Source organism: Microbacterium sp. PAMC22086 (assembly GCF_019443525.1).
Taxonomy (GTDB): Bacteria; Actinomycetota; Actinomycetes; order Actinomycetales; family Microbacteriaceae; genus Microbacterium; species Microbacterium maritypicum.
Map to the genome: position 1 here is coordinate 176,111 of NZ_CP080380.1, position 20,095 is coordinate 196,205.

Here is a 20,095-nt window from a genome sequence, read left to right on the forward strand (position 1 = left end):
CTGAGAGGGGCCTCGGCCGGCGTCTCAGCGCGTGGCGCAGCCGCAGCCTGAGTGCTGCCGCGCGGTGCCGCAGCTGCGTGAACCGACTCGCCAGCCTGCGACGTGCGCCGCGGATCGAGACGAGGTCAGTCGAGCAGATGACGCAGGTAGCGCGGAGGCGAGTCGAGGAACGACCGCCAGTGATTCACGAGTTCGAGGTCGTTCCACTCGGCGGAGCGGATGCCCCAGTCACCGACCTCGAGGATGCGCGCCCCGGGCAACGCGGCGAGCACGGGAGAGTGCGTGGCACATAGCACCTGGCCGCCCTCGTCGACGATGCGCTGCAGTACGGCGATGAGCGCGAGCGTCGAGGAGAACGACAGTGCGGCCTCGGGCTCATCGAGGCAGTAGAACCCCGGCTCATCGAACCGGCTCTCCAGCAGCGCGAGGAACGACTCGCCATGGCTCATCTCGTGAAAGGCGATGTCACCGCGGGGCGAGGGATTCTCTTCCAGGTACGTGTAGAACGAGTGCATCGTCTCGGCGCGCAGGAAGAAACCCCACCGGTTCGCACCCACGCCACGCTGGAGCCGCAACCACTCCGACAACGGCGACTCCGTCGGGCGCGTGCTGTGCTTCGCCTGGCGCGACCCGCCCTCGGGCGACAATCCGTAGGCGATCGCGACCCCTTCGACGATGGTCGACTTGCCGCTGCCGTTCTCGCCGACGAGGAATGTCACTCCGGGGTCGAGATCGATACCCTCCCGCAGCACCTGGGCGACGGCCGGGATGCTCGTGGGCCACTGCGCGCCGGGCGTGGGCGCGTCATCGGTCGGATGCACGGCGACGACCGGCTGCTGGCGCCGGCGCTTGCTGCGCGGGTCCCAGAACGGATCCATCACACTCTCCTCGGTCGGTCTCCGAGGAGGCTATCCGCGACTACCGACACGGCGCGCCAGTGGCGCTCAGCACTCGATGACGTTGACCGCGAGTCCGCCCTCGCTGGTCTCCTTGTACTTGGTCGACATGTCGGCGCCGGTCTGGCGCATCGTCTCGACCACGGCATCCAGCGACACGTAGTGGCTGCCGTCTCCGCGCAGCGCGAGACGCGCGGCGGTCACGGCGGTCGAGGCGGCGATCGCGTTGCGCTCGATGCACGGGATCTGCACGAGCCCGCCGATCGGGTCGCAGGTGAGACCGAGGTGGTGCTCCATCGCGATCTCGGCCGCGTTCTCGATCTGACGGTTCGTGCCGCCCATCACCGCGGTGAGGCCGCCCGCGGCCATCGCGCAGGCGGATCCCACTTCGGCCTGACACCCGCCCTCCGCCCCCGAGATCGAGGCGTTCGCTTTGAACAGCGAGCCGAGAGCGGTCGCCGTCAGCAGGAAACGACGGATGCCACGGCGGCGGTTCGCCTCGGCCGTCTGCTCCGGGTCGAGGTCGGCATCCACCTGTGCGGCGAGGCTGCGACCGTCAGGGCCGAAGCCCAGCAGCGCACTTCCGACCAGCTCGCCGTAGGGCGTCACGGCATTGCCGGCACCGAGCCCGGAGTCGGCAAGGAACCGCCACCAGTACATCGCTACTGCGGGCAGAATGCCGGCCGCACCGTTCGTGGGTGCAGTGACGACGCGCCCGCCCGCCGCGTTCTCCTCGTTGACCGCGAGCGCGAAAGCCCCGAGCCATTCGCCGGGGAGTTCACGGTGCCCGTCGGCCTCGACCTCATCGAGCTGCGCACGGATCGTGCTCGCCCGCCGCTTCACCTTGAGCATGCCGGGCAGCACACCGTCGGAGTGCAGGCCGGCATCGACGCACGCCGACATGGCATTCCAGATCGCGTCCAGCCCGGCAGCGACCTCTTCCTCGCTGCGCACCGCAGTCTCGTTCAGTCGCGCGACCTCGGCGATCGACAGTCCGTTCTCGTCACAGAGGGCGAGCAGCGACGCGGCATCCGCGTAGGAATAGGGGAAGCCGGCAGAGGTGATCGACGTTTCTTCCCCCTCACGCCGGATGAAGCCTCCGCCGATCGAGTAGTAGGTCTCCTCGGCGATCGTCGCGCCGGCGGCGTCCCACGCGGTGATCGTCATGGCGTTCGGATGACCGGTCAGCCTGGTGCGTGGCGCGAAGACGATGTCGGTCTTCGCGAACGGGATCTGCTGCTGGCCATCGAGAGTGAGCGGCTCACCCGCCGGGTACTCGGTCCAGGCCGAACGCACCTCCGCAGGGTCGCAGCTCTCCGGCGACAATCCCCGCAGCCCCGCCACGACGGCATCCGGCGTTCCGTGTCCGATACCGGTCGCTCCCAGCGAACCGAACAGCGTGCACTCGATCCGCGACACCGCGCTGAGCGTCTGGCTCGCGCCGAGCCGGTGGACGAAGTCCAGGGCCGCGCGCATCGGGCCCACCGTATGGGAGCTCGAGGGCCCCACTCCGATGGAGAACAGGTCGAAGGCCGAGACGTACGCAGTCACTCGTCCAGGGTACGCCGCCTTCCCCTCTTCAGTTCACCCCCATTAACCTGATCGCATGAGTGATGACACCGGGATCCTGCTGTTCCTCGCGGCGGGCGCGCTCGTGCTCGTGCTGATCGTCGTGTTCGGCGTTCTCAGCTCGCGCAAGAAGAGCAAGGCGACGACCCGCACCTGGAGCGTGCGCACCGGGTGGATCGGCGAGCAGCCGTTCCTGGAGAGCAGCGACCTGGCACCGGATGACAAGCACCAGGAGGAGCTGTTCCGGCAGACCTACCCGATCGGCGGGACCGTCACGGTCGCGATCACCGATGATCAGGGAGAACGCGCCGAGCATGAGGTGCACGTCTCGCGGATCGGACGCAGTCTGCGTGCACGTTTCCCGCAGGCGAAGATCGGCCTGAGCGCCTACTTCCGCGAATGGGAGGGAAGCGAGTTCCCCGCCGTCTTCCCGGTGAAGGGGTCCGACAAGATCGTCGAGATCGCGCTGGATGCCGACGGCGTCACGGCCAGGGATGCCGCAGGGACGACCGTGTTCACCTCGCCCTGGTCGACGCTGCTGTTCTCGAACGGACCCGACATCGTGCTCGCGGGCGGCACCGGCAAGACCGTGCGCGTGGAGTACAAAGACGGCGACGCTCTCGAGGAACTGCTGATCAAGTACGGCACGCTGAAGCAGATGCACTTCTGAGGCCGCGTCAAGCCCCTTCATCCGGTGCGGTTGCGACGGCATCCTGATGGCGACGACATCGCGAAAGGGACGATCATGACGAACAGCACACCCGAGCAGGAACCGTCTCCCGAGACGCAGGCTCCCACACCCACACCCTCATCGGGCGCCGATGCGGGAGAAGTGACGGCGGAGTCGCCCGCGCCGGATGCCTCCCCCGCACAGGCCGAGTCCGCTGAGCAGGCAGACCCCGATGAGGTGCCGAGCACCGAGCAGTTGCAGGAGCCGAGCACCGAGAAGGCTCCGGGCGAGGAACCCAAAGCACCCCAGCGCGACGAGGCCGAGCCCGATCATGAGGCCGTCGGCATCGGCGTGATCGACACCGAGGAGCCGCAGGCCGACTGAGCGTCGCCCCGGCGAGTGAGCGTCGCCCCGGCGAGCCGGTTCCGAGTCGGGTCCGCGACTACTCGACGAGCTTGCCCGTGGTGTCGACCTCGCGCATGAGCTCGGCGATCTCGGGCGAGATCTCAGGGATCGCCTCCCGGGTCACGCCGTCCTTCGGCGACCACACCAGGTTCACCTGCAGCGTGGGATCACTGTCGGGGAAGTCGCTGCGGTTGTGGCATCCGCGCGTCTCGCGACGCTCCAGTGCGGCCTCGAGCGTGGCGCGGGCGGCGAGCGCTGAGGCCTTGAGGTCGAACGCGTGCGCGAGGTCCTGGAAGCCCGCGATGTCGGGGTGGATGCCGATGTCCTCCATGCGTCCCTCGATCATGTCGAGGTCGGCGAGGCCTGCCAGCAGCCCCTCCTCCGAGCGCACCACACCGGCGTACCGGGTCATGAGGTTGCGGATCGCACGCTGCAGGGCGCGCACGTTCTCGCGTCCTTCCGCGGCGAGCAGGTCATCGATCTCGGCGCGGGCCTCGGCGACCGCCGACGCCGAGCGACGCTGGGCGTCGAGACCGGCCGCATGCTCCATGGCCGCCTGTCCGACGATGCGCCCGTAGACGAGAAGCTCGATGAGCGAGTTCCCGCCCAGGCGGTTCGCGCCGTGCAATCCGCTGGAGGCCTCACCGATCGCGTAGAGCCCGTCGACGTCGGTCTGGTGGTCCTCCGATCGCACCCAGACGCCGCCCATCGAATAGTGCGCGGTCGGGGCGATCTCGATCGGATCTGTCGTGATGTCGAGCATCTGCAGCTCCATCATCGTCTGGTAGACGCGGGGCAGACGGGTCATGATCGTCTCTCGGGGCAGGTGCGACACGTCGAGCCAGACGCCGCCGTTCTCGGTGCCGCGTCCTTCCTGGATCTCGGTGTACGCGGCGAGCGCGACGCGGTCCCTGGTCGACAGCTCCATCCGCTCGGGGTCGTACTTCGCCATGAACCGCTCGCCGAGAGCGTTGCGCAAGATGCCGCCTTCCCCGCGAGCCGCTTCGGAGATCAGGGTGCCCGCTGCACTCTCCGGCTCGATGATGCCGGACGGGTGGAACTGCACGAGCTCGGGGTCGCGGAGCCTGGCGCCCGCATCGACGGCGAGACGGAAGGAGTCGCCCGTGTTCTCGTCGCGGCGGGAGGAGGTGCGCCGCCAGATGCGATTGTGTCCGCCGGCGGCGAGGATGACGGCGTCGGCGTGGATGAGGTAGCGGGTGCCGTCGGCCTGGTCGAAGCCGTAGGCCCCGAACACCACGTTGTCGCGCACGAGCAGGCGCGTGATGTAGACGTGGTCGAGGATCGGGACCTCGAGCTGCTCGGCCTTGCGCACCAGAGTGCGCTGGATCTCCAGGCCCGTGTAATCGCCGGCGAAGGCCGTGCGGCGGAAGGTGTGGGCACCGAAAAAGCGCTGGGAGATGCGACCGTCGTCTTCGCGGGCGAAGTCCATGCCCCAGCGCTCGAGGTCGCGGATGCCGCGTTCGGCGCCCTGAGTGACGATCTCGACCGTGTGCGGGTTGGCGAGCAGGTAGCTCTCCTTGATGGTGTCGGCAGCGTGCTGCTGCCAGCTGTCATCCGCGTCCATGGTGCCGAGCGCCGCGTTGATGCCGCCGGCGGCGAGCGAGGTGTGCGCATCCTGCCTCGGGCGTTTGCCGACGGCGAGCACGTCGACACCGTGTTCGGCGATCTCGATCGCCGCCCGCAGCCCGGAGCCGCCGGTGCCGATGACGAGGACCGTGGTGGATATCTGTCGTTCGCGCGTAGCCATGCGATCCACGCTAGTTAGGCGATCCTAATAACTCCAATGCATAGTTCGACTGGAAACGATGCGGGTAGGCTATGGCCATGAACCTCGAGCAGCTCCGCGGGTTCGTCGAGGTCGCGCGTCTCGGACACTTCACCCGCGCCTCCGAGCACCTGCACCTGGCACAGCCGTCGCTGAGCCGGCAGATCTCGACGCTCGAACGCGAGCTCGGCGCCGAGCTGTTCCACCGCGCACGCGGCCACATCGCCCTCACGGCTGCGGGCGAGACGCTGCTCCCCCGCGCACAGCGCATGCTCGCCGAGGCCGATGCCATCCGCGACGAGATGGGCGAGTTGGCAGGACTCCGCCGCGGACGCGTACGCCTGGGTGCGCCGCCCACGCTCTGTATCAGCCTGGTCGCCGAGGCGATCCGCTCCTTCCACGCGAGTCATCCGGGCGTCGATCTGCATCTGACCGAGAGCGGTTCCCGCCGGCTCGTCGAACAGCTCGCCGTCGGCGCCGTCGACATCGCCCTCATCACCGAATCCGACGGCCCACCGCCCTCGGGCTTCAGCCTCACGCGCACCCCGCTGCTCGCCGAAGAGCTCGTCGTGATCTCCGCCGCCGCCGAGCCGCCGGTCTCGACCATGCCCGCGATGAGCCTCGCCCACCTCGCCACGCTCCCGCTGATCGCTCTCGACGAGACCTACGAGCTCCGTGCGACGACCGATGCCGCTTTCCGCTCGGAGGGGCTCCGGCCCACCCACGTGCTCGAGGGCGCCGAGATGGATGCGGTGCTGCGCTTCGTCGAGCGCGGTGTCGGTGTCGCGGTGGTCCCGGCGATGGTGCTGCTCGATCGGCCCGCCCTGCGGTCGGTTCGACTGACGCATCCGATGATGACCCGCACCGTGAGCCTCGCCCACCGTGCGGATGTGACCCCTGCCGTCGCCGTCGCCGCGATCCGCGAGGTCATCGTCGCCACGGCCGCTGAGGTCGCGCACCGCGACCCGGCCATCACGAGCCTGCTCTGAACGCAGAAACGGCCCCCACCGAAGTGGAAGCCGTTCCTTTACTGTCTCAACACAGTGTGCGCCCGAAGGGACTCGAACCCCTAACCTTCTGATCCGTAGTCAGATGCTCTATCCATTGAGCTACGGGCGCCCAGCCCGCTCAGCGGGCCGTAGAACAGCCTACAACAGTCGCGACGGGAAAGCGAAACGAGGCCTCACTCGTCGGCCGAGGCCGCCTTCTGCTGCTTCTTCCGCCGCTTGGCCTTGGCTCTCTGCTCCGACGAGAGCGCCTGCAGATCGACGAGCCGAAGCGCCTGCATACGCGCTTCGCGCATGCGGTTGTAGTCGGGATCCTGATCGGGACGCATGCCTTCGACGCGCAGGCGACGGTCGAGGTTGTGGCGCACGTCGGCCCAGGCGGCGTCTCTCGCCTCCTCGACGATCTCGGCGAGCCGCTCGCGGTCCTGCATGATCTCGCGCAGACGCACGGCCACACCGGTGGACTGCTTGGCCCGACGGCGGAGGTTGCGCACATCGCGGTCGCGATAGTCGTGCGTTCCCACCGGATCGGAGTGCCGACCTCTCGCGCGTTTGCGGAGGGCGGTGACGGTGGCCGCAGCCTCTTCCGATTCCTCGGCCATGGCGCGAAGCGCCTCACGCGCATCGTCGATGTACTTGTCCATGTCGAAGACGCCGTCTTCGGCGATGGTGCCGATGAGGATGTGGTTCTTCACCGCGAGGCGCGCAGCAGCGGTCGCGATCGCAACGCCTTCGGCGATGGCATCCGCTGTCCGTCCCACCGGTACCTCCTCTCCTTGAGCGTACCGGTATCACTGCGGCCCGGTGTCGGCCAGAATGGTTCGGAATCAGCTTGCCCCACCCATCCGACATCCGCGGGTTCGCACCCGGATCGCGCGCCGCAGGAGCCACATGAAGCACCTCGACCTCACCGGCAGCACCACCGTGATCACCGGAGCCGCCAACGGGATGGGCGCCGACATCGCGCGTCTGCTCGCCGGTCGAGGAACGCACCTCGCGCTCATCGATCACGACGCTGCGGCGCTCGCGACCATCGCCGCGGAACTCACCGACGCCCACGTGACGACGCACGTCGTCGACCTGCGCGATGACGACGCCGTGTTCGCCGCCGCCGCAAGCATCGCCGAGGGGCACCCGCGCATCAATGCCCTGATCACGTGCGCCGGATCATCGATGCTCGGCGACATCGACCAGCTCACGATGGAGGAGATGCGCTGGCTCACCGATGTGAACCTGTGGGGCACGGTCTCGATCACCAAGGCGCTCCTCCCCGCGCTCCGCGCAGCTCCGGCCGCGCACATCACGCACCTGGCCAGCGTCTACGCACTCGCCGCCCCCGCCGGACGCATCCCCTACGCCGTGAGCAAGTTCGCCGTGCGCGCCTTCTCCGAGGCACTGCGGCATGAGCTGGAGGGCACCTCGGTCAGCGTCGGCGCCGTCTACCCCGCGGGCGTGCGCACCGGCATCATCCTGCACGGTCGGTACGCCGCCGCGATCGATCCGGCCGTGGCCGCCCGCGCCGCCGCCGCGCAGGCCCGGATGTACCACACCGAGCCCACGGACGCGGCGGCGCGCATCGTCCGGGCGACCGAACGACGCTCCGCGCGCACCATGGTCGGACGCGAGGCCCGCCTGATCGATGTGCTCACCCGCGTCGCGCCGTCGTCGTACTGGCGGGTGATGCGGCGGCCGCTGCGTGCCGCCATCGACACGACGACACCGGCGGACTGATCCGGGCCTGAGCGACTCCGCTCAGCGGACGGCGCCCACCCAGATGCCCGAGGACCAGGCCTGCTGCTCGCCGTCGCAGCTGACCGATCCGGGGTACCCCCGCACCACGGCCATGCAGTTGGCGAGGAACTCGGGGTCGCTGCCGAACAGCACCCCGTAGGCTCCGGACGACGTGAGCGAGCCCCACACGCGGAACTGATAGATGTGCGCGAGCTCGTGCGCCATGGCCCAGTTCAGCCGACCGTCGCTCCAGTTCACGATATCGGCGCGGTACTTGATGTATCCGTTGCTGTTGGCGCACGCCGGGGCGTTGCCGCCCGCACACGACGAGGACTCGTAGAGTCCGACGCCCCCGCCCCCGACGAGGTCGAGGGCTGCCCGCACCCGCGCATACCCGTCCGGGCCGCTCGACGACCATGCCGGCCCACCGGGGCCCGAGCTCTGAGCCGCTTGCCACGAGGCGACCTCGGTGCCCACCTTCTCGGCGAGCGCGTGGACGGTGGCCGTGGCCGCGGCGACCGTGTCGGGGTTCTCCTTCTCTGCGACGACAGTCTGCTGCGCCGAGAGTGCGGCGGGGCGATGCGTGGCCGTGTCCACCCGCCCCTCCGCCCCCTGGAGCGCGGTGGTCAGCGCCTGCAGTTCGGCGAGGAAGGCCGGGCGCAGGGCGAGGACCGCGGCACGTTCTGCGGTGTCCTGCTCCGCGCGGCCGACGGCGGCGTCGAGGTAGTCAGTGCGCTGACTGGCGTCGTGTTATCGGTCGTTCAGGGCCTCGAGCTGCGCGATGGCTGCCGATCTCTCGTTCTCGAGAGCGTCGGCTCTGCCGACCATCCCCCCGACGAGCAGCACGGAGGCCGCGACCGTGACAGCCAGCACGCGCCGGATCACGGCAGGAATCCCGTCGTGTCGGCGATGTCCGCGTCCTGATCGGCGAGCTGCGAGCGAAGGGCTGTGAGCTTCTCTGCGAGCTCCAGGTTCTCGCCGCGAGATTCATCCAGCGCGCGCTCGATCCTCACGATCTCCGCCTTGACCGCGGCGATCGACTCCAGACGCTCCTGGTCGGCGATCACGACGAGCGAGATCCCACCGACCAGCAGGAGGCATCCGACAGCGACAGCAAGATTCCGCATCTCGCTCCCCAGGACAGCGCAACAGTTCCGGACCGACTCCGATCGCCCCAATATACAACCGGAGCCGTCTCTGCAGTCCCCCGACCGCGAGAGACGGTGGGCCCGACGGGTCAGGCGCTCAGATCGCCGCGCTCAGCGAGACGTCGCTCGGCTGCGGACTGTCCGCTGGCCAAGTGCGCCGGCACGATCCGACGCAGCGCTTCGGTGTCGCGCGCCGTCATCGCCTCGAGGATGATGCGGTGCTCGTCCGCCATCGCGAGCAGGTCGTCGTGCTGCCCGAACAACCAGCGCAGACGCGTGAGGAAGACGGCGATGAGCTCGCCGAGCATCTCGTTCGCCGCGAGCTCGACCGCGATCTCGTGGAACTCCGCCGCGGCGACCCTGGCCGCCTCGGAGTCCTCGGCGCGAACGGCCTCGAGTTCGCGTTCGTAGGCTCCACGGATGCGGGCGATCCCGGCCTCATCGTGCCGCTCGGCTGCGAAGACGAAGATCAGCGTCTCGATGGCCTCGCGCACCTCGGCGAAGTCCTGGATATCGCGGCGGGTGAACTCCCGCACGACCGCCCAGGTACGGGGGCGTGCGACGACGATCCCCTCGGCCACGAGCGTGCGGATGGCTTCGCGAACCGGGAGCCGGGAGACGTTCAGTTCCGCCGCGATGTCGCGCTCGACGAGCCGTGCTCCCGGTCTGCGCCGCCCGAGGATGATGTCGTCGCGAAGGACGCGCGTGACTCTCACCGACTCGAGTTCGCCGCCTGCTGCCATAGCCCCCGCCATCTGGGCATTCTCGCACTCCGGGCGGTGTTCCTCCAACTTTTGGTATCCCAAGGGTCGCGTGGGTGCGGGCCCTGCGGCGAGCGAGCTCTCCGCCTCCCCCGCCGCACCGGTGCTCAGGGCAGGCGGTTCGCGATCGCGAGGTTCGCGGTGAGCTCCTCGGCGTTCTGCCGGACCACGTAGGCGGGACGGTCTCGCTCGACTCGCCATGACTCGCTCAGCGGCCCCACATTGACCGTGTCGAATCCGGCCTCGTCGTAGAAGCGGGTCACGAAGGCGACGGCCTCCGCGTCATCACCGGCCGTGGCCAGTGCGCGACGATCGGGGGTGCCGGCAGGTGTGCCGTCGGACGTGATCTCCGAAGCGAAGATGTGGTTGAACGCCTTCGCGATCTTCGAGTCAGGGAGGGCGCGCTGCACCAGCTCCGACGTCGTCGTCTCGCCCTTGTCGAGGGCCTCGATGCGGCCGTCCCGCTCGAAGTAGTAATTGTTCGTGTCGAGGACGATCTTGCCGGCGAGCTGCTCGGCGGGGAGGTCGTCGATGGCGCGGAGCGGCACCGTGACGACCGCGACGTCGGCAGCGGCAGCGGCCTCCTGCGCGGTGGCCGCCCGAGCCTTGGGGCCGAGTTCGGCGACCAGATCGGCGAGCGTCTCCGGCCCGCGAGAGTTGGCGATCACCACGTCGTAGCCGTTCGCGATCGCCACGCGCGCGACCTGGCTGCCGATGTGTCCTGCACCGATGATTCCGAGAGTTGTCATGTGGGGACCAACGTCAGGCGCGCGCGGCTATTCCCGTCGAGTCGTCTCGTGACCGCGGATCAGAGGTCGCGCAGCAGGCTCTCCTCGGTGCGCCGGTAGCCGAGCTGTTCGTAAAGCTCGACCGCTCCCTCGTTGAAGCCGAAGACGTGCAGCCCGATCGACTCCGCGCCGAGCCGGCGGGCCTCGCGCTCGGCGGCGTGCATCAGCTCGCGCCCGTACCCCTTGCGGCGCTGCTCCGCAGCCACCTCGATGTCGAGGATGAACGCCTGCTGTCGGCCGTCGCGCCGACGCACGCCGAACCAGAGGATGCCGACCTCGGTGCCGGCGACGGTGGCGGTGAAGAGCTCCTGCCCCTCGGTGTCGAGTCCGTCCGGAAGCTCCGCCCGCATCTGACGATGCGACTCGGCGGCGGCCTCCTCCGGCGTGTACCGGCCGGACTCGACGAGGTCGTGCGCGAACCCCTCCTCCGACGCCGCGACGAAACGGGGGAAACGCTCCGCGGTCATCGGCCGCACATCGACGTGTCCGGCGACCTCGCGCACCGGAAGCGGCTCCAGCACCATCTGGATCGAGGCGACCTCGAACCCGCGTCCCTCGACGAATGCCCGTGCGGCCGCGTCCTGCGGGAAGAGCGGCATGGCGATCTGCGTCGCGCCCCTGTCACGGGCGATCTGCAGGATGCCGTGGAGAAGATCGTCGCGCCGGGCATCCGTCGACGTCGTCTCGAAGACGACGTCGAGGAGGAACAGCTTCTGACCGTTCAGGGCCAGCAGGAGCGTTCCGAGCTCGCCATCCGCGTCATCCACGATGCTCGCGACCCACGCCGTCGATGTCGCGACGCCTTCGGGGAACAGCTCGTCGAAGGTGTGCTCGACGTGGCTGACCGCGTCTGCGCCGAGGCGTCGTCCCGAGCGCCTGTTGCCGTCGATGAGGCGCTGCCGCGACGCCGCCCTCCACTCGTCGAAGCGCGCGGCGGGCAGAGGCGTCAGGTGCAGGGGCATGCCTCCATCCTGCACCTCAGCTGCGGGTCAGCGCGTCCTCTGCGGCGACCCAGGCGAGCATGGCGCACTTGACCCTGGCGACGTACTTCGACACTCCGCCGAGGGCCGCGGCGTCGCCGAGCAGCTCCTCGTCGGGTTCGATCTTGCCGCGGGATCGCATGGCCTCACGGAATGCGGCGATGCGCACCTCGAGGTCTTCGACGCTGAGTCCTTCGGCGAGCTCCGCCAGCAGGGAGGCCGAGGCCTGGGAGATCGCGCACCCGTGGCCCTCCCAGGCGATCGCCTCGACGCTGCCGTCGGCGTCGCGATGCACCTGGAGGGTGATCTCGTCACCGCAGGTCGGGTTCAGCTGGTGGGACTGCGCCGGGATCTCCTCGCGGAGTCCGTAGCCGTGCGGCGTGCGCGAGTGGTCCAGGATCAGCTCCTGGTACAGGTTCTGCAGGTCGCTCATGCGCCCCTCCGGAAGAAGTCGATCGCTCCGGCGACGCCCTCGATCACGGCGTCCACCTCGGCATCGGTCGTGTACAGGTAGGTGCTCGCCCTGGTGGACGAGGTGACGCCCAGGCGTCGGTGCAACGGCTGCGCGCAGTGGTGGCCGACGCGCACGGCGATGCCGAGGTCGTCGAGGAACTGCCCCACATCGTGCGAGTGGATGCCCTCGACGTCGAAGCTCGCCAGGCCCACACGGGGAAGATCGATTCCGGCGCCGAGCACGCGCACCCCGTCGATCGCGCTCAGCCCGTCGACGAGTCGGCGCCCGAAGGCCGCCTCGTGCGCGGCGATGCGCGGCATCCCCACCTCGGTCAGGTAGCCGACAGCCGCGGCGAGCGCGATCGCCTGCGAGACGCGCTGTGTGCCGGCTTCGAAGCGCTGCGGCGGTGGAAGGTACTCGGCCTCGGTCGTGGTGACCGTCGTGATCATCGACCCGCCCGTCAGGAACGGCGGCAGGGCTGCCAGCACCTCGCGGCGACCGTAGAGGGCGCCGATGCCGGTGGGGCCGAGCATCTTGTGGCCCGACAGCACGGCGAAGTCGACATCGAGGGCGCGGACGTCGAGGGGCAGATGCGGCGCGGACTGGCACGCGTCGAGCAGGGTCAGGGCACCGACCTCCCGCGCGAGGGCCATCAGCTGATCGGTGGGGTTGATCACTCCGAGCACGTTCGAGACATGCGTGAATGCGACGAGCTTCGTGCGCGTGGTGATCAGCTCGGCCGCGGCGTCGAGCCGCAGAGCGCCGTCGTCGTCGAGGGGGATGACCTTGAGCGTCGCACCGGTGCGTGCAGCGAGCTCCTGCCACGGGATGAGATTCGCGTGGTGCTCCATCTCGGTGGTCACGATCTCATCGCCCTCGCGGAGCCGGAATCGCTCGGCGGCGGCTCCCCCGCGCCCGAGCGACGCGTTCGACATCGAGTACGCGACGAGGTTGATCGCCTCGGTCGCATTCGAGGTCCAGACGATCTCGTCGTCGGCGGCTCCCACGAACCGGGCGACGGCGGCGCGCGCGTCTTCGAACAGCTCTGTGGCCTCGGCCGCCAGCGTGTGCGCACCGCGGTGCACCGCGGAGTTCAAGGAGGTGGCGAAGTCACGCTCGGCGTCGAGGACCGCGGTCGGTCGCTGCGACGTCGCTCCCGAATCCAGGTACACGAGCGGATGCCCATGCACCCGCGCACCCAGGATGGGGAAGTCCCCGCGGATGCGCCGCACCTCGGCCTCGTTCAAGGGGGCGATCACGTCGACACCGGGAGAAACGCTCATCGTTCCAGTTTCCCACCTGTGGGCGACGGGTGGGCGCAGGCGGTCAGTGCCCGTCGAGCATCTTCGCGTCGGCGACCTCGTCGTAGCGGTCCTGCGCTTCGCGCACATCCTCCACATGCGACTCGGCCCAGACCTGCAGAGCCTGGAGCGGCTCGTACAGGGTGCGTCCGAGCGGGGTGAGCAGGTAGCGCGAATGGCCGTCTTCGCCGACCGCGCGGTCCAGCATCCCGTCGCGTTCGAGAGCACGGAGCGTGTCGACGAGCACCTTCTTCGCGATCCCGTCCATCCGGGTGTGCAGTTCGCCGAAGCGCAGCGGCTGCTCGTGCAGGAGCACGACGATCATCGCCGTCCATTTGTTCGCGATGCGCGCGAGCGAGGCGCGCGAGGGGCAGCTGGCGGAGAACACCGTCCACGTGCTCGACATTCGCCGCTCCTTCCGGGTGACGTTGAAGTAACCGCGCCGCTGTCGAGACGCTGGATGCTCCACAGTACCGACCCATCGAGAAGGAGCATCATGTCGGCTATCGACGTCGTAGGACAGTACGGTGCGGCCATGGCCGCCGGAGACATGGAAGCGCTGGCCGCGACCTTCCATCCGGATGCCGTCTGGCACCAGCCGGGGGCGAACCAGGTGTCCGGGGACCATGTCGGACCGGACGCGATCCTCGCGCACCTGGGTCGCTTCATGCAGCTGAGCGGCGGCACGTTCGCACTCGAAACCGAATCGGCGACCGAGAGCGGCAGCCTCGTCTCGGCCACTGTGCGCTTCCGCGCCCAGCGCGAGGGGCACGAGGATCTCGACCAGCACGGGGTCGACGTCTTCCGGGTCGCCGACGGCCGGATCGCCGAGGTCTGGCTGATGAGCGAGGACCAGGAGGCCGAGGACCGCTTCTGGGGAACGGCCTGATCGAGCGGCCGCTGGTCGCGGGCACCGGACGATCGGGAGCTCGACCGTCCGGTGCCTCCGCGTCTAGGCTCATCCCATGATCGCCCAGGACACGCTGCTCGCCTTCGTCGTCGCAGCCTTCGTCATGGTCGTGATCCCCGGGCCCACCGTGCTGTTCACCATCGGGCGGGCGATGGCGCTCGGGCGGATGGGCGGCTTCCTCAGCATCCTGGGCACGGCGGTCGGGTCCATCCTCCTCGTCGTGGCCGTGGCGCTCGGCGTCGGGACGGTGATCGCGCAGTCGGTCGTGCTGTTCACGATCGTCAAGGTGCTCGGCGCCGGGTACCTGATTTTCCTCGGCATCCAGGCCATCCGTCACCGCAAGGACGCGGCGAGAGCGATGGCATCGGCACCCACGCGACGCTCGGGGTGGCGGCTGTTCGCCGAAGGCTTCGTCGTCGGGGTGACCAACCCGAAGTCCATCGCGTTCTTCCTCGCGATCCTGCCGCAGTTCGTCGACCTGGATGCCGGGTCCGTTCCCGCGCAGCTCTTCCTGCTCGGAGCGATCGTCGTGACGATCGGTGTGACCTGCGATGCGGTGTGGGTGCTCCTCGCGAGCGCCGCCCGCGACTGGTTCGGCCGCTCGCCTGGACGCATCGAGGCGATGGGCGCGTCGGGCGGAGGACTGATGATCGCGCTCGGAGCCTTCCTGCTGGTGTGGAGCGAGAAGCCCGCGACCGCCTGAGGGCTCTCGGAGGTCGCGGTCACATGCGCGCGAAGCGGGCCCGAGCGATGCAGAAGACGCCGTACACCGCGAAACCCGCTCCCACCGCTCCCAGGACGAGTCCACCGAGGGGCAGCTCGAGCAGGCTGTGCAGGGCGGCATCGAGCCCTGCGCCCTTCTCCGGGTCCTGGGTGACGGCAGCCACGACGAAGAGCACCCCGGTCACGGCCACCGCGACGCCCTTGCCGAAGTAGCCGATCACGCCCAGCGTCACGATGCCGCCGCGCGCGGCCCCCGACGGCAGATCGAGCAGCTTCTCGAAGCCGCGGGTGAATCCGCCCACGACGAATCCGACCCCGACTCCGACCACGGAGAGACCGACCACGACGAGCAGCGCGACCCCTCCCGGTGCCGAGAGGAGGATCGCGCTCAGGGTTTTCGAGGCGGTCTCCGAATCAGCGTTGCCGCCCACGGCGTAGATGAGCGCCATGCCGGCGACCACGAGGTAGGCGAGGGCGATGCCGAAGAGCTTGACGCGCTGACCCCACTTCTTGGTCTCTGCCGGGTCGGCGGCGAGGAACGCGCTCGCGATCTGCCATACGGCCAGCGCGATCAGACCGGCCGCGACGAAGACGAGCAGCAGTCCTCCGGGTTCTGGCGGATCTGCTCCATCGCACCGTCCTGGTCGGCGTCGCCCGAGGCGCCGGCGGCGATGGAGATCGCGATCGACCCGATGATGACGTGGATCAGGCCGAGGACGACGAATCCGGCACGGGCGATCCGCCGGAATGCGGAGGACCCTTTGGCGACGCGCGCCACGTGTTTGACCGTGCTCATCGTTGAAGCGTATCCGTCGTGCGGGAGGCCGCGGAGGGGCTTGCGTTCCCGGCTCCCACCGCTCAGACGCCCCGCGTCACCGGCTGCCGGAGGATCGTGCGCAGCTTCGCAGGGTCGGTGCGACGCAGATCGCTCAGGTAGATCTCGTGGTGGCGTCCGCGCATCTGCAGACCGTTCTCGGGAATGAACCGGTGGTGGAGGTCGTCGAGCACCGGACCCTCGTCGTCGAACGGACCCACATGCAGCGTCTGCACACAGGTCCCCTCCTCGAGCGTCTCGAGCCGCACAGCATCCAGCGCCGGGATCGGCTCCTTCTTCTTCGCCGCCTTCTGCGCCACGGATTCCACAGCGTGCGCGAACATCGACGCGGTGATGTGGTCGCCGACCATGGTCATCGACGTCCACATCCATGCCGACTTGTCGCGCCGGGAGGTGAACGACTCCATGTCGGGTGCATGCCAGAGCCCTTCGAGGGGCATCACCACGGTGTCGACGCCGAGCTCGCTCCGACTCGCGAACTTCAACGCGTACGCCACGGGGAACAGGGCAGAGACGGCGTCCCGGTAGGCGGGCGAGGTGTTCGGATCCCCCGCGCCGTCGATCATCAGGTACTGCAGGGGCGGCACCTCGACGATGCGGAACTCCCCCCGCTTCGCCCGATACGCGTCGAGTGTCTTCTTGGGGTCGATGGCCACCATGATGTGCCTCCCTGGTCCGTGGGCCCAGTGTCGCACGGGGGCGGACGCCGGTCCCTCGAACGGCGCCGTCAGTGCACCCTCAGCGCACCGTCAGAGTTCGACGGGCGGCGCGGGCTCGGTCTCCGACTCCTCGGGATGGCGCGCGAGGTTCACGATCCCGGCGACGAGGCCGCCCCAGACCGTGACCATCGCGATGATCATCATGACGATCGCTGTCGTGGTCATGCGCCGGCTCCCTTCGTGGTCGTGTCGATCAGCGGGATCGCCGAGGTCTCCGCATCCGGTTCGTATTCTTCCTTCGAGAGGAACTCGTCGTACTCGGGATCGTCCTTCGCGTGCGAGCGCCCGCTCCACGGCAGTGCCGACAGGATCAGAGCCAGCACGACCAGCGCGATGACCATCCCCCAGCCGAAGATCGCGAGGAACCAGCCGGGGTAGCCGCTGTACGGCTCGGAGGTCTTGGCGATCAGTTCGCTGATGAAGAGGTATCCGAGCACCACCGGCGCGAGAACGCCGACGAGCACCTTCCAGATCGTCCCCACACGGAAGCTGGAGCGCCGGTTCAGGTGCTCCACCAGCACCGGCAGCTTGTGCAGCAGCCAGGCCACGATGATCACGGCCACCAGCGCGACCGCCATGATGCCGAAGGAGTTGACGAAGGCGTCCGCCGTGTCGAGCACCGACAAGGCCGTGGTCGTGGAGAAGAGCGCCATCGAGATGATCGCCAGCGGGATCGCGACCGTGAGCGTGGTGCGCACCCGAGCCCAGCCGAGCTTGTCCTGCAGCGCGGCCACGATCACCTCGAGGATCGAGATCAGAGAGGTGACACCGGCGAACACCAGTGCCCCGAAGAACAGCACCCCGATGATCGACCCACCCGTCGCCTGCGACACGATCGTCGGGAAGGCGATGAAGGCGAGTCCGATGCCGGAGGATGCGACGCCGGCGACCTCCGTGCCCTGCGCCTGCGCCATGAAGCCGAGAGCCGCGAAGACACCGATCCCGGCGAGGATCTCGAAGCCCGAGTTCGCGAACGCGACGACGAGTCCGGAGCCGGTGAGATCAGTCTTGCGCTTCAGGTAGGAGGAATAGGTCACCATGATGCCGAAGGCGACGGACAGCGAGAAGAAGATGTGGCCGTAGGCGGATGCCCAGACCCCGGGATCGGCCAGAGCCTCCCAGTTCGGGGTGAAGAACGCGTTCAGGCCGTCCATCGCACCCGGGAGGAACAGTGACTGCACCACGAGGATCGCGAACATGATGGTGAGCAACGGCATCAGGATCATGTTCGCCCGGCCGATACCGCGCTTCACGCCCAGCGCCATGATGACGATCACGATCAGCCAGACCACGACGAGCGGGATGCCGACCTGCGGCACGAACTCGGTGGACACGCCTACCTCGGCGACGTCGGCCGAGCGCAGGAAGTCGATGAAGAAGAAGTCGTTCTCGTTGCCCGCACCCCAGGTGAGTTGGGCCGAGAACCAGGTGTACATGGCCGCCCAGGCGATGATCACCGCGTAGTAGACGGCGATGACGACGCAGATGAGCACCTGCCACCAGCCGAGGGGCTCGGCAGCGCGGTGCATGCGGCGGAACGCCAGCGGTGCCGATCCGCGGAAACGGTGGCCGATCGCGTAGTCGAAGAACAGCAGCGGGATGCCGGCCGTGAGCAGGGCGCACAGGTACGGGATCAGGAACGCACCGCCGCCGCCCTCGTAGGCGACGTAGGGGAACCGCCAGATGTTGCCGAGGCCGACCGCGGAGCCGATCGCCGAGAGGATGAACACGTTCCGCGAGCTGAACGCCTCGCGTTTGTGGGTCTGCGTCGTTGCGGTTGCCATGCGGGCGAGACTACCCGAGGGCAGGCCCGATTCGCACTCGACACCGGATTCCCCCGCGCAGGAACCAACGAGAAAACCCCCGCCTGAGCGGGGGTTCTTGTGAATCGGCCTGACTTTCGTTCCGTTCTTCAAGCAAGGATGGAACACGATGAACAGGAAGTATTCGCCGGAGATGCGTGAGCGGGCGTTGCGGATGCTCGCGGAGACGCGACCGTCGCACCCGAACATGATGAGCGCGGTCCGTCACGTCGCCGGGCTGCTCGGGATGAGCCCGGAGACACTGCGCCTCTGGCAGCGCCGCTTCGAGGTCGACGCGGGCGTGAAGCCCGGGTTGACGACGGATGCGGCGGCGGAGATCAAGCGGCTGCAGAAGGAGGTCTCGGAGTTGCGGAAGGCGAACGAGATCCTCAGGGCTGCGAGCATCTTTTTCGCGAAGGAGCTCGACCACCCCTCGACGAGATGATCCGGTTCGTCAACGAACACCGGGATCGTTTCGGGGTCGAGCTCATCTGGCAGGTCCTGCGACCGGCGGTGAGAGGATTCTTCACCTCACGTGGCTATCGCGCCGCGGTGGGCCGCGCGCCGTCCGCGCGGCAGCTGCAGGATGATCTGCTCGTGCCCGAGATCGCCCGGCTGCATGCGGAGAACTACGGCGTCTACGGGCGCCGGAAGATGCACGCCCTCATGCGACGGCAAGGCTGGGACATCGGTCGCGACCAGACCGAACGCCTCATGCGCCTCGCCGGGGTTCGCGGTGTCCGCAAGTCGAAGCGCGTGTTCACGACCCGCTCCGACACGACCACAGTGCTGCCGAGTGATCTCGTGAACCGTCGCTTCACCGCGCCGGCGCCGCGACGGCTCTGGGTCTGCGACGTCACCTACGTCGCCACCTGGTCCGGGTTCGCCTACGTCGCATTCGTCACCGATGTCTACTCCCGCCGCATCGTCGGCTGGAACGTTGCGGCGACGCTGCGCTCCGAGATCCTGCCGATGCAGGCCCTGGACATGGCCGCCTGGAATGCCGGTGGGCGCCTCGACGGACTCATCCATCACGCGGACCACGGGTCGAACTACACCGCGATGGTCTACACCGAGAGGATCGTCGAACTCGGCGCTGTCCCCTCAACCGGGACCGTCGGCGACAGCTTTGATAACGCGATGGCCGAGGCCGTGAACAACCTCTACAAGACCGAACTGATCCGCCAGCGCGGGCCCTGGCGCACCGTCGAGCAGGTCGAGCTCGCGACCCTCGAATGGGTGTGGTGGTGGAACAACTCCCGCCTCCACGGTCAGCTCGACATGCGAACACCCGCCGAGGTCGAACAGGCGTATTACGCTGACCAGGAATCAGCCAATCCGGCACCTGTCGGACAAGGCTCCCGATAGGAACGAAAATCAGGCCGATTCACACACCACTGCTTCGACCGTCGAGACAGACTCCTTGATCGAGTTCGGGCAGTCAGGGTTCTTCCCGTCGGCCAGCAGCTCTGATGCTCGCTGAAGGTGCCCGCGTGCTCCACTGAAGTCGCGTGCAGCTTCGATGGCTGCGCTTACGGCCTCCGCATCAACATCGTTATCCACGAGCACAATCTTCTTCTCGATGAATCAGTATCCGACCAGTACGACTC

At 68.4% G+C, this 20,095-nt stretch carries 25 protein-coding genes and 1 tRNA gene; 7 read left to right on the forward strand and 19 right to left on the reverse strand.

Features of this window, described 5'->3' with window-relative positions; genetic code table 11:
- Positions 1-125: 125 nt before the first annotated feature.
- Together KY497_RS00845 and KY497_RS00850 are read right to left on the reverse strand one after the other, a co-directional pair.
- Positions 126-878 (reverse strand): AAA family ATPase, encoded by a 753-nt coding sequence (locus KY497_RS00845; RefSeq protein ID WP_127481796.1) that lies wholly within the window; start codon positions 876-878, stop codon positions 126-128.
- Between the two features lie 66 nt (positions 879-944).
- Positions 945-2,447, reverse strand: coding sequence for an L-serine ammonia-lyase, iron-sulfur-dependent, subunit alpha (locus KY497_RS00850; protein ID WP_219869594.1), 1,503 nt, complete (start codon positions 2,445-2,447; stop codon positions 945-947).
- Between the two features lie 55 nt (positions 2,448-2,502).
- On the opposite strand from KY497_RS00850, the gene KY497_RS00855 reads away from it, so the two are divergent.
- Together KY497_RS00855 and KY497_RS00860 are read left to right on the forward strand one after the other, a co-directional pair.
- On the forward strand, positions 2,503-3,135 hold the full coding sequence (locus KY497_RS00855; RefSeq protein WP_219869595.1) for a hypothetical protein: 633 nt from the start codon (positions 2,503-2,505) through the stop codon (positions 3,133-3,135).
- 75 nt (positions 3,136-3,210) lie between these two features.
- Positions 3,211-3,519 carry a hypothetical protein gene (locus tag KY497_RS00860; RefSeq protein ID WP_055876915.1) on the forward strand — a complete coding sequence of 103 codons (309 nt, stop codon included), beginning with the start codon at positions 3,211-3,213 and terminating at the stop codon, positions 3,517-3,519.
- Between the two features lie 58 nt (positions 3,520-3,577).
- Here KY497_RS00860 and KY497_RS00865 read toward each other — a convergent pair whose 3' ends face one another.
- On the reverse strand, positions 3,578-5,308 hold the full coding sequence (locus KY497_RS00865) for an L-aspartate oxidase (protein ID WP_151486915.1): 1,731 nt from the start codon (positions 5,306-5,308) through the stop codon (positions 3,578-3,580).
- A 71-nt stretch (positions 5,309-5,379) separates the two neighbouring features.
- Between KY497_RS00865 and KY497_RS00870 the strand changes: the two genes are divergently transcribed.
- Positions 5,380-6,315, forward strand: coding sequence for a LysR family transcriptional regulator (locus KY497_RS00870; RefSeq protein ID WP_017828050.1), 936 nt, complete (start codon positions 5,380-5,382; stop codon positions 6,313-6,315).
- Between the two features lie 57 nt (positions 6,316-6,372).
- Here KY497_RS00870 and KY497_RS00875 read toward each other — a convergent pair.
- A tRNA-Arg gene (locus KY497_RS00875) sits at positions 6,373-6,445 on the reverse strand.
- 64 nt (positions 6,446-6,509) lie between these two features.
- A complete protein-coding gene (locus KY497_RS00880) occupies positions 6,510-7,094 on the reverse strand; it encodes a hypothetical protein (RefSeq protein ID WP_017828049.1) in 585 nt (194 codons plus the stop codon).
- Positions 7,095-7,224: 130 nt separating this feature from the next.
- On the opposite strand from KY497_RS00880, the gene KY497_RS00885 reads away from it, so the two are divergent.
- Positions 7,225-8,064, forward strand: coding sequence for an SDR family oxidoreductase (locus KY497_RS00885; protein WP_219869596.1), 840 nt, complete (start codon positions 7,225-7,227; stop codon positions 8,062-8,064).
- A gap of 21 nt (positions 8,065-8,085) precedes the next feature.
- On the opposite strand, the gene KY497_RS00890 is transcribed toward KY497_RS00885, so the two are convergent.
- From KY497_RS00890 to KY497_RS00925, 9 genes are all read right to left on the reverse strand, one after another.
- Positions 8,086-8,661 carry a hypothetical protein gene (locus KY497_RS00890; protein ID WP_258185784.1) on the reverse strand — a complete coding sequence of 192 codons (576 nt, stop codon included), beginning with the start codon at positions 8,659-8,661 and terminating at the stop codon, positions 8,086-8,088.
- A 153-nt stretch (positions 8,662-8,814) separates the two neighbouring features.
- Positions 8,815-8,949: a hypothetical protein gene (locus KY497_RS16470; protein WP_258185785.1), complete on the reverse strand. Its 135-nt coding sequence runs from the start codon at positions 8,947-8,949 to the stop codon at positions 8,815-8,817.
- Entirely contained in the window at positions 8,946-9,191 is a 246-nt protein-coding gene (locus KY497_RS00895; RefSeq protein WP_055869848.1) for a hypothetical protein, read from the reverse strand. Before KY497_RS00895 ends, KY497_RS16470 begins: the two co-directional genes overlap by 4 nt.
- A gap of 110 nt (positions 9,192-9,301) precedes the next feature.
- A complete protein-coding gene (locus tag KY497_RS00900) occupies positions 9,302-9,967 on the reverse strand; it encodes a GntR family transcriptional regulator (protein WP_258185787.1) in 666 nt (221 codons plus the stop codon).
- Between the two features lie 113 nt (positions 9,968-10,080).
- Positions 10,081-10,722: an NADPH-dependent F420 reductase gene (locus KY497_RS00905; RefSeq protein ID WP_055869845.1), complete on the reverse strand. Its 642-nt coding sequence runs from the start codon at positions 10,720-10,722 to the stop codon at positions 10,081-10,083.
- A gap of 59 nt (positions 10,723-10,781) precedes the next feature.
- Entirely contained in the window at positions 10,782-11,723 is a 942-nt protein-coding gene (locus KY497_RS00910; RefSeq protein ID WP_219869597.1) for a GNAT family N-acetyltransferase, read from the reverse strand.
- Positions 11,724-11,739: 16 nt separating this feature from the next.
- Positions 11,740-12,174, reverse strand: coding sequence for a Fe-S cluster assembly sulfur transfer protein SufU (sufU, locus tag KY497_RS00915; protein WP_017828042.1), 435 nt, complete (start codon positions 12,172-12,174; stop codon positions 11,740-11,742).
- Complete coding sequence (locus KY497_RS00920) at positions 12,171-13,478, reverse strand: aminotransferase class V-fold PLP-dependent enzyme (protein ID WP_219869598.1); 1,308 nt, start codon at positions 13,476-13,478, stop codon at positions 12,171-12,173. The genes sufU and KY497_RS00920 overlap by 4 nt, the downstream gene beginning before the upstream one ends.
- Positions 13,479-13,521: 43 nt before the next feature.
- Entirely contained in the window at positions 13,522-13,902 is a 381-nt protein-coding gene (locus KY497_RS00925; RefSeq protein WP_055869835.1) for a helix-turn-helix domain-containing protein, read from the reverse strand.
- A gap of 90 nt (positions 13,903-13,992) precedes the next feature.
- On the opposite strand from KY497_RS00925, the gene KY497_RS00930 reads away from it, so the two are divergent.
- Together KY497_RS00930 and KY497_RS00935 are read left to right on the forward strand one after the other, a co-directional pair.
- The gene (locus KY497_RS00930; protein ID WP_055876889.1) at positions 13,993-14,385 is read left to right on the forward strand and encodes a nuclear transport factor 2 family protein; all 393 of its coding nucleotides are present in this window, start codon (positions 13,993-13,995) and stop codon (positions 14,383-14,385) included.
- Positions 14,386-14,461: 76 nt separating this feature from the next.
- Positions 14,462-15,109, forward strand: a complete 648-nt coding sequence (locus tag KY497_RS00935) for a LysE family translocator (protein WP_017828038.1) — start codon at positions 14,462-14,464, stop codon at positions 15,107-15,109.
- Between the two features lie 19 nt (positions 15,110-15,128).
- Here the strand turns inward: KY497_RS00935 and KY497_RS16475 are convergent, their stop codons facing one another.
- The 5 genes from KY497_RS16475 to KY497_RS00955 all read right to left on the reverse strand — a co-directional run bounded on the left by KY497_RS16475 (position 15,129) and on the right by KY497_RS00955 (position 18,467).
- Positions 15,129-15,590 carry a DUF1206 domain-containing protein gene (locus KY497_RS16475; RefSeq protein ID WP_258185789.1) on the reverse strand — a complete coding sequence of 154 codons (462 nt, stop codon included), beginning with the start codon at positions 15,588-15,590 and terminating at the stop codon, positions 15,129-15,131.
- Between the two features lie 110 nt (positions 15,591-15,700).
- A complete protein-coding gene (locus KY497_RS16480) occupies positions 15,701-15,925 on the reverse strand; it encodes a DUF1206 domain-containing protein (RefSeq protein ID WP_258185790.1) in 225 nt (74 codons plus the stop codon).
- Positions 15,926-15,987: 62 nt separating this feature from the next.
- Positions 15,988-16,623, reverse strand: coding sequence for a GyrI-like domain-containing protein (locus KY497_RS00945; protein ID WP_219869599.1), 636 nt, complete (start codon positions 16,621-16,623; stop codon positions 15,988-15,990).
- 90 nt (positions 16,624-16,713) lie between these two features.
- Positions 16,714-16,848: a methionine/alanine import family NSS transporter small subunit gene (locus KY497_RS00950; protein WP_082524373.1), complete on the reverse strand. Its 135-nt coding sequence runs from the start codon at positions 16,846-16,848 to the stop codon at positions 16,714-16,716.
- On the reverse strand, positions 16,845-18,467 hold the full coding sequence (locus KY497_RS00955; protein ID WP_055869823.1) for a sodium-dependent transporter: 1,623 nt from the start codon (positions 18,465-18,467) through the stop codon (positions 16,845-16,847). The genes KY497_RS00950 and KY497_RS00955 overlap by 4 nt, the downstream gene beginning before the upstream one ends.
- A gap of 148 nt (positions 18,468-18,615) precedes the next feature.
- Here KY497_RS00955 and KY497_RS00960 point away from each other — a divergent pair.
- A protein-coding gene (locus tag KY497_RS00960; RefSeq protein WP_219869600.1) for an IS3 family transposase occupies positions 18,616-19,853 on the forward strand; the annotation gives its coding sequence in 2 pieces (ribosomal slippage) (positions 18,616-18,901 and positions 18,901-19,853; 1,239 coding nt in all).
- The last annotated feature ends 242 nt before the right edge of the window (positions 19,854-20,095 follow it).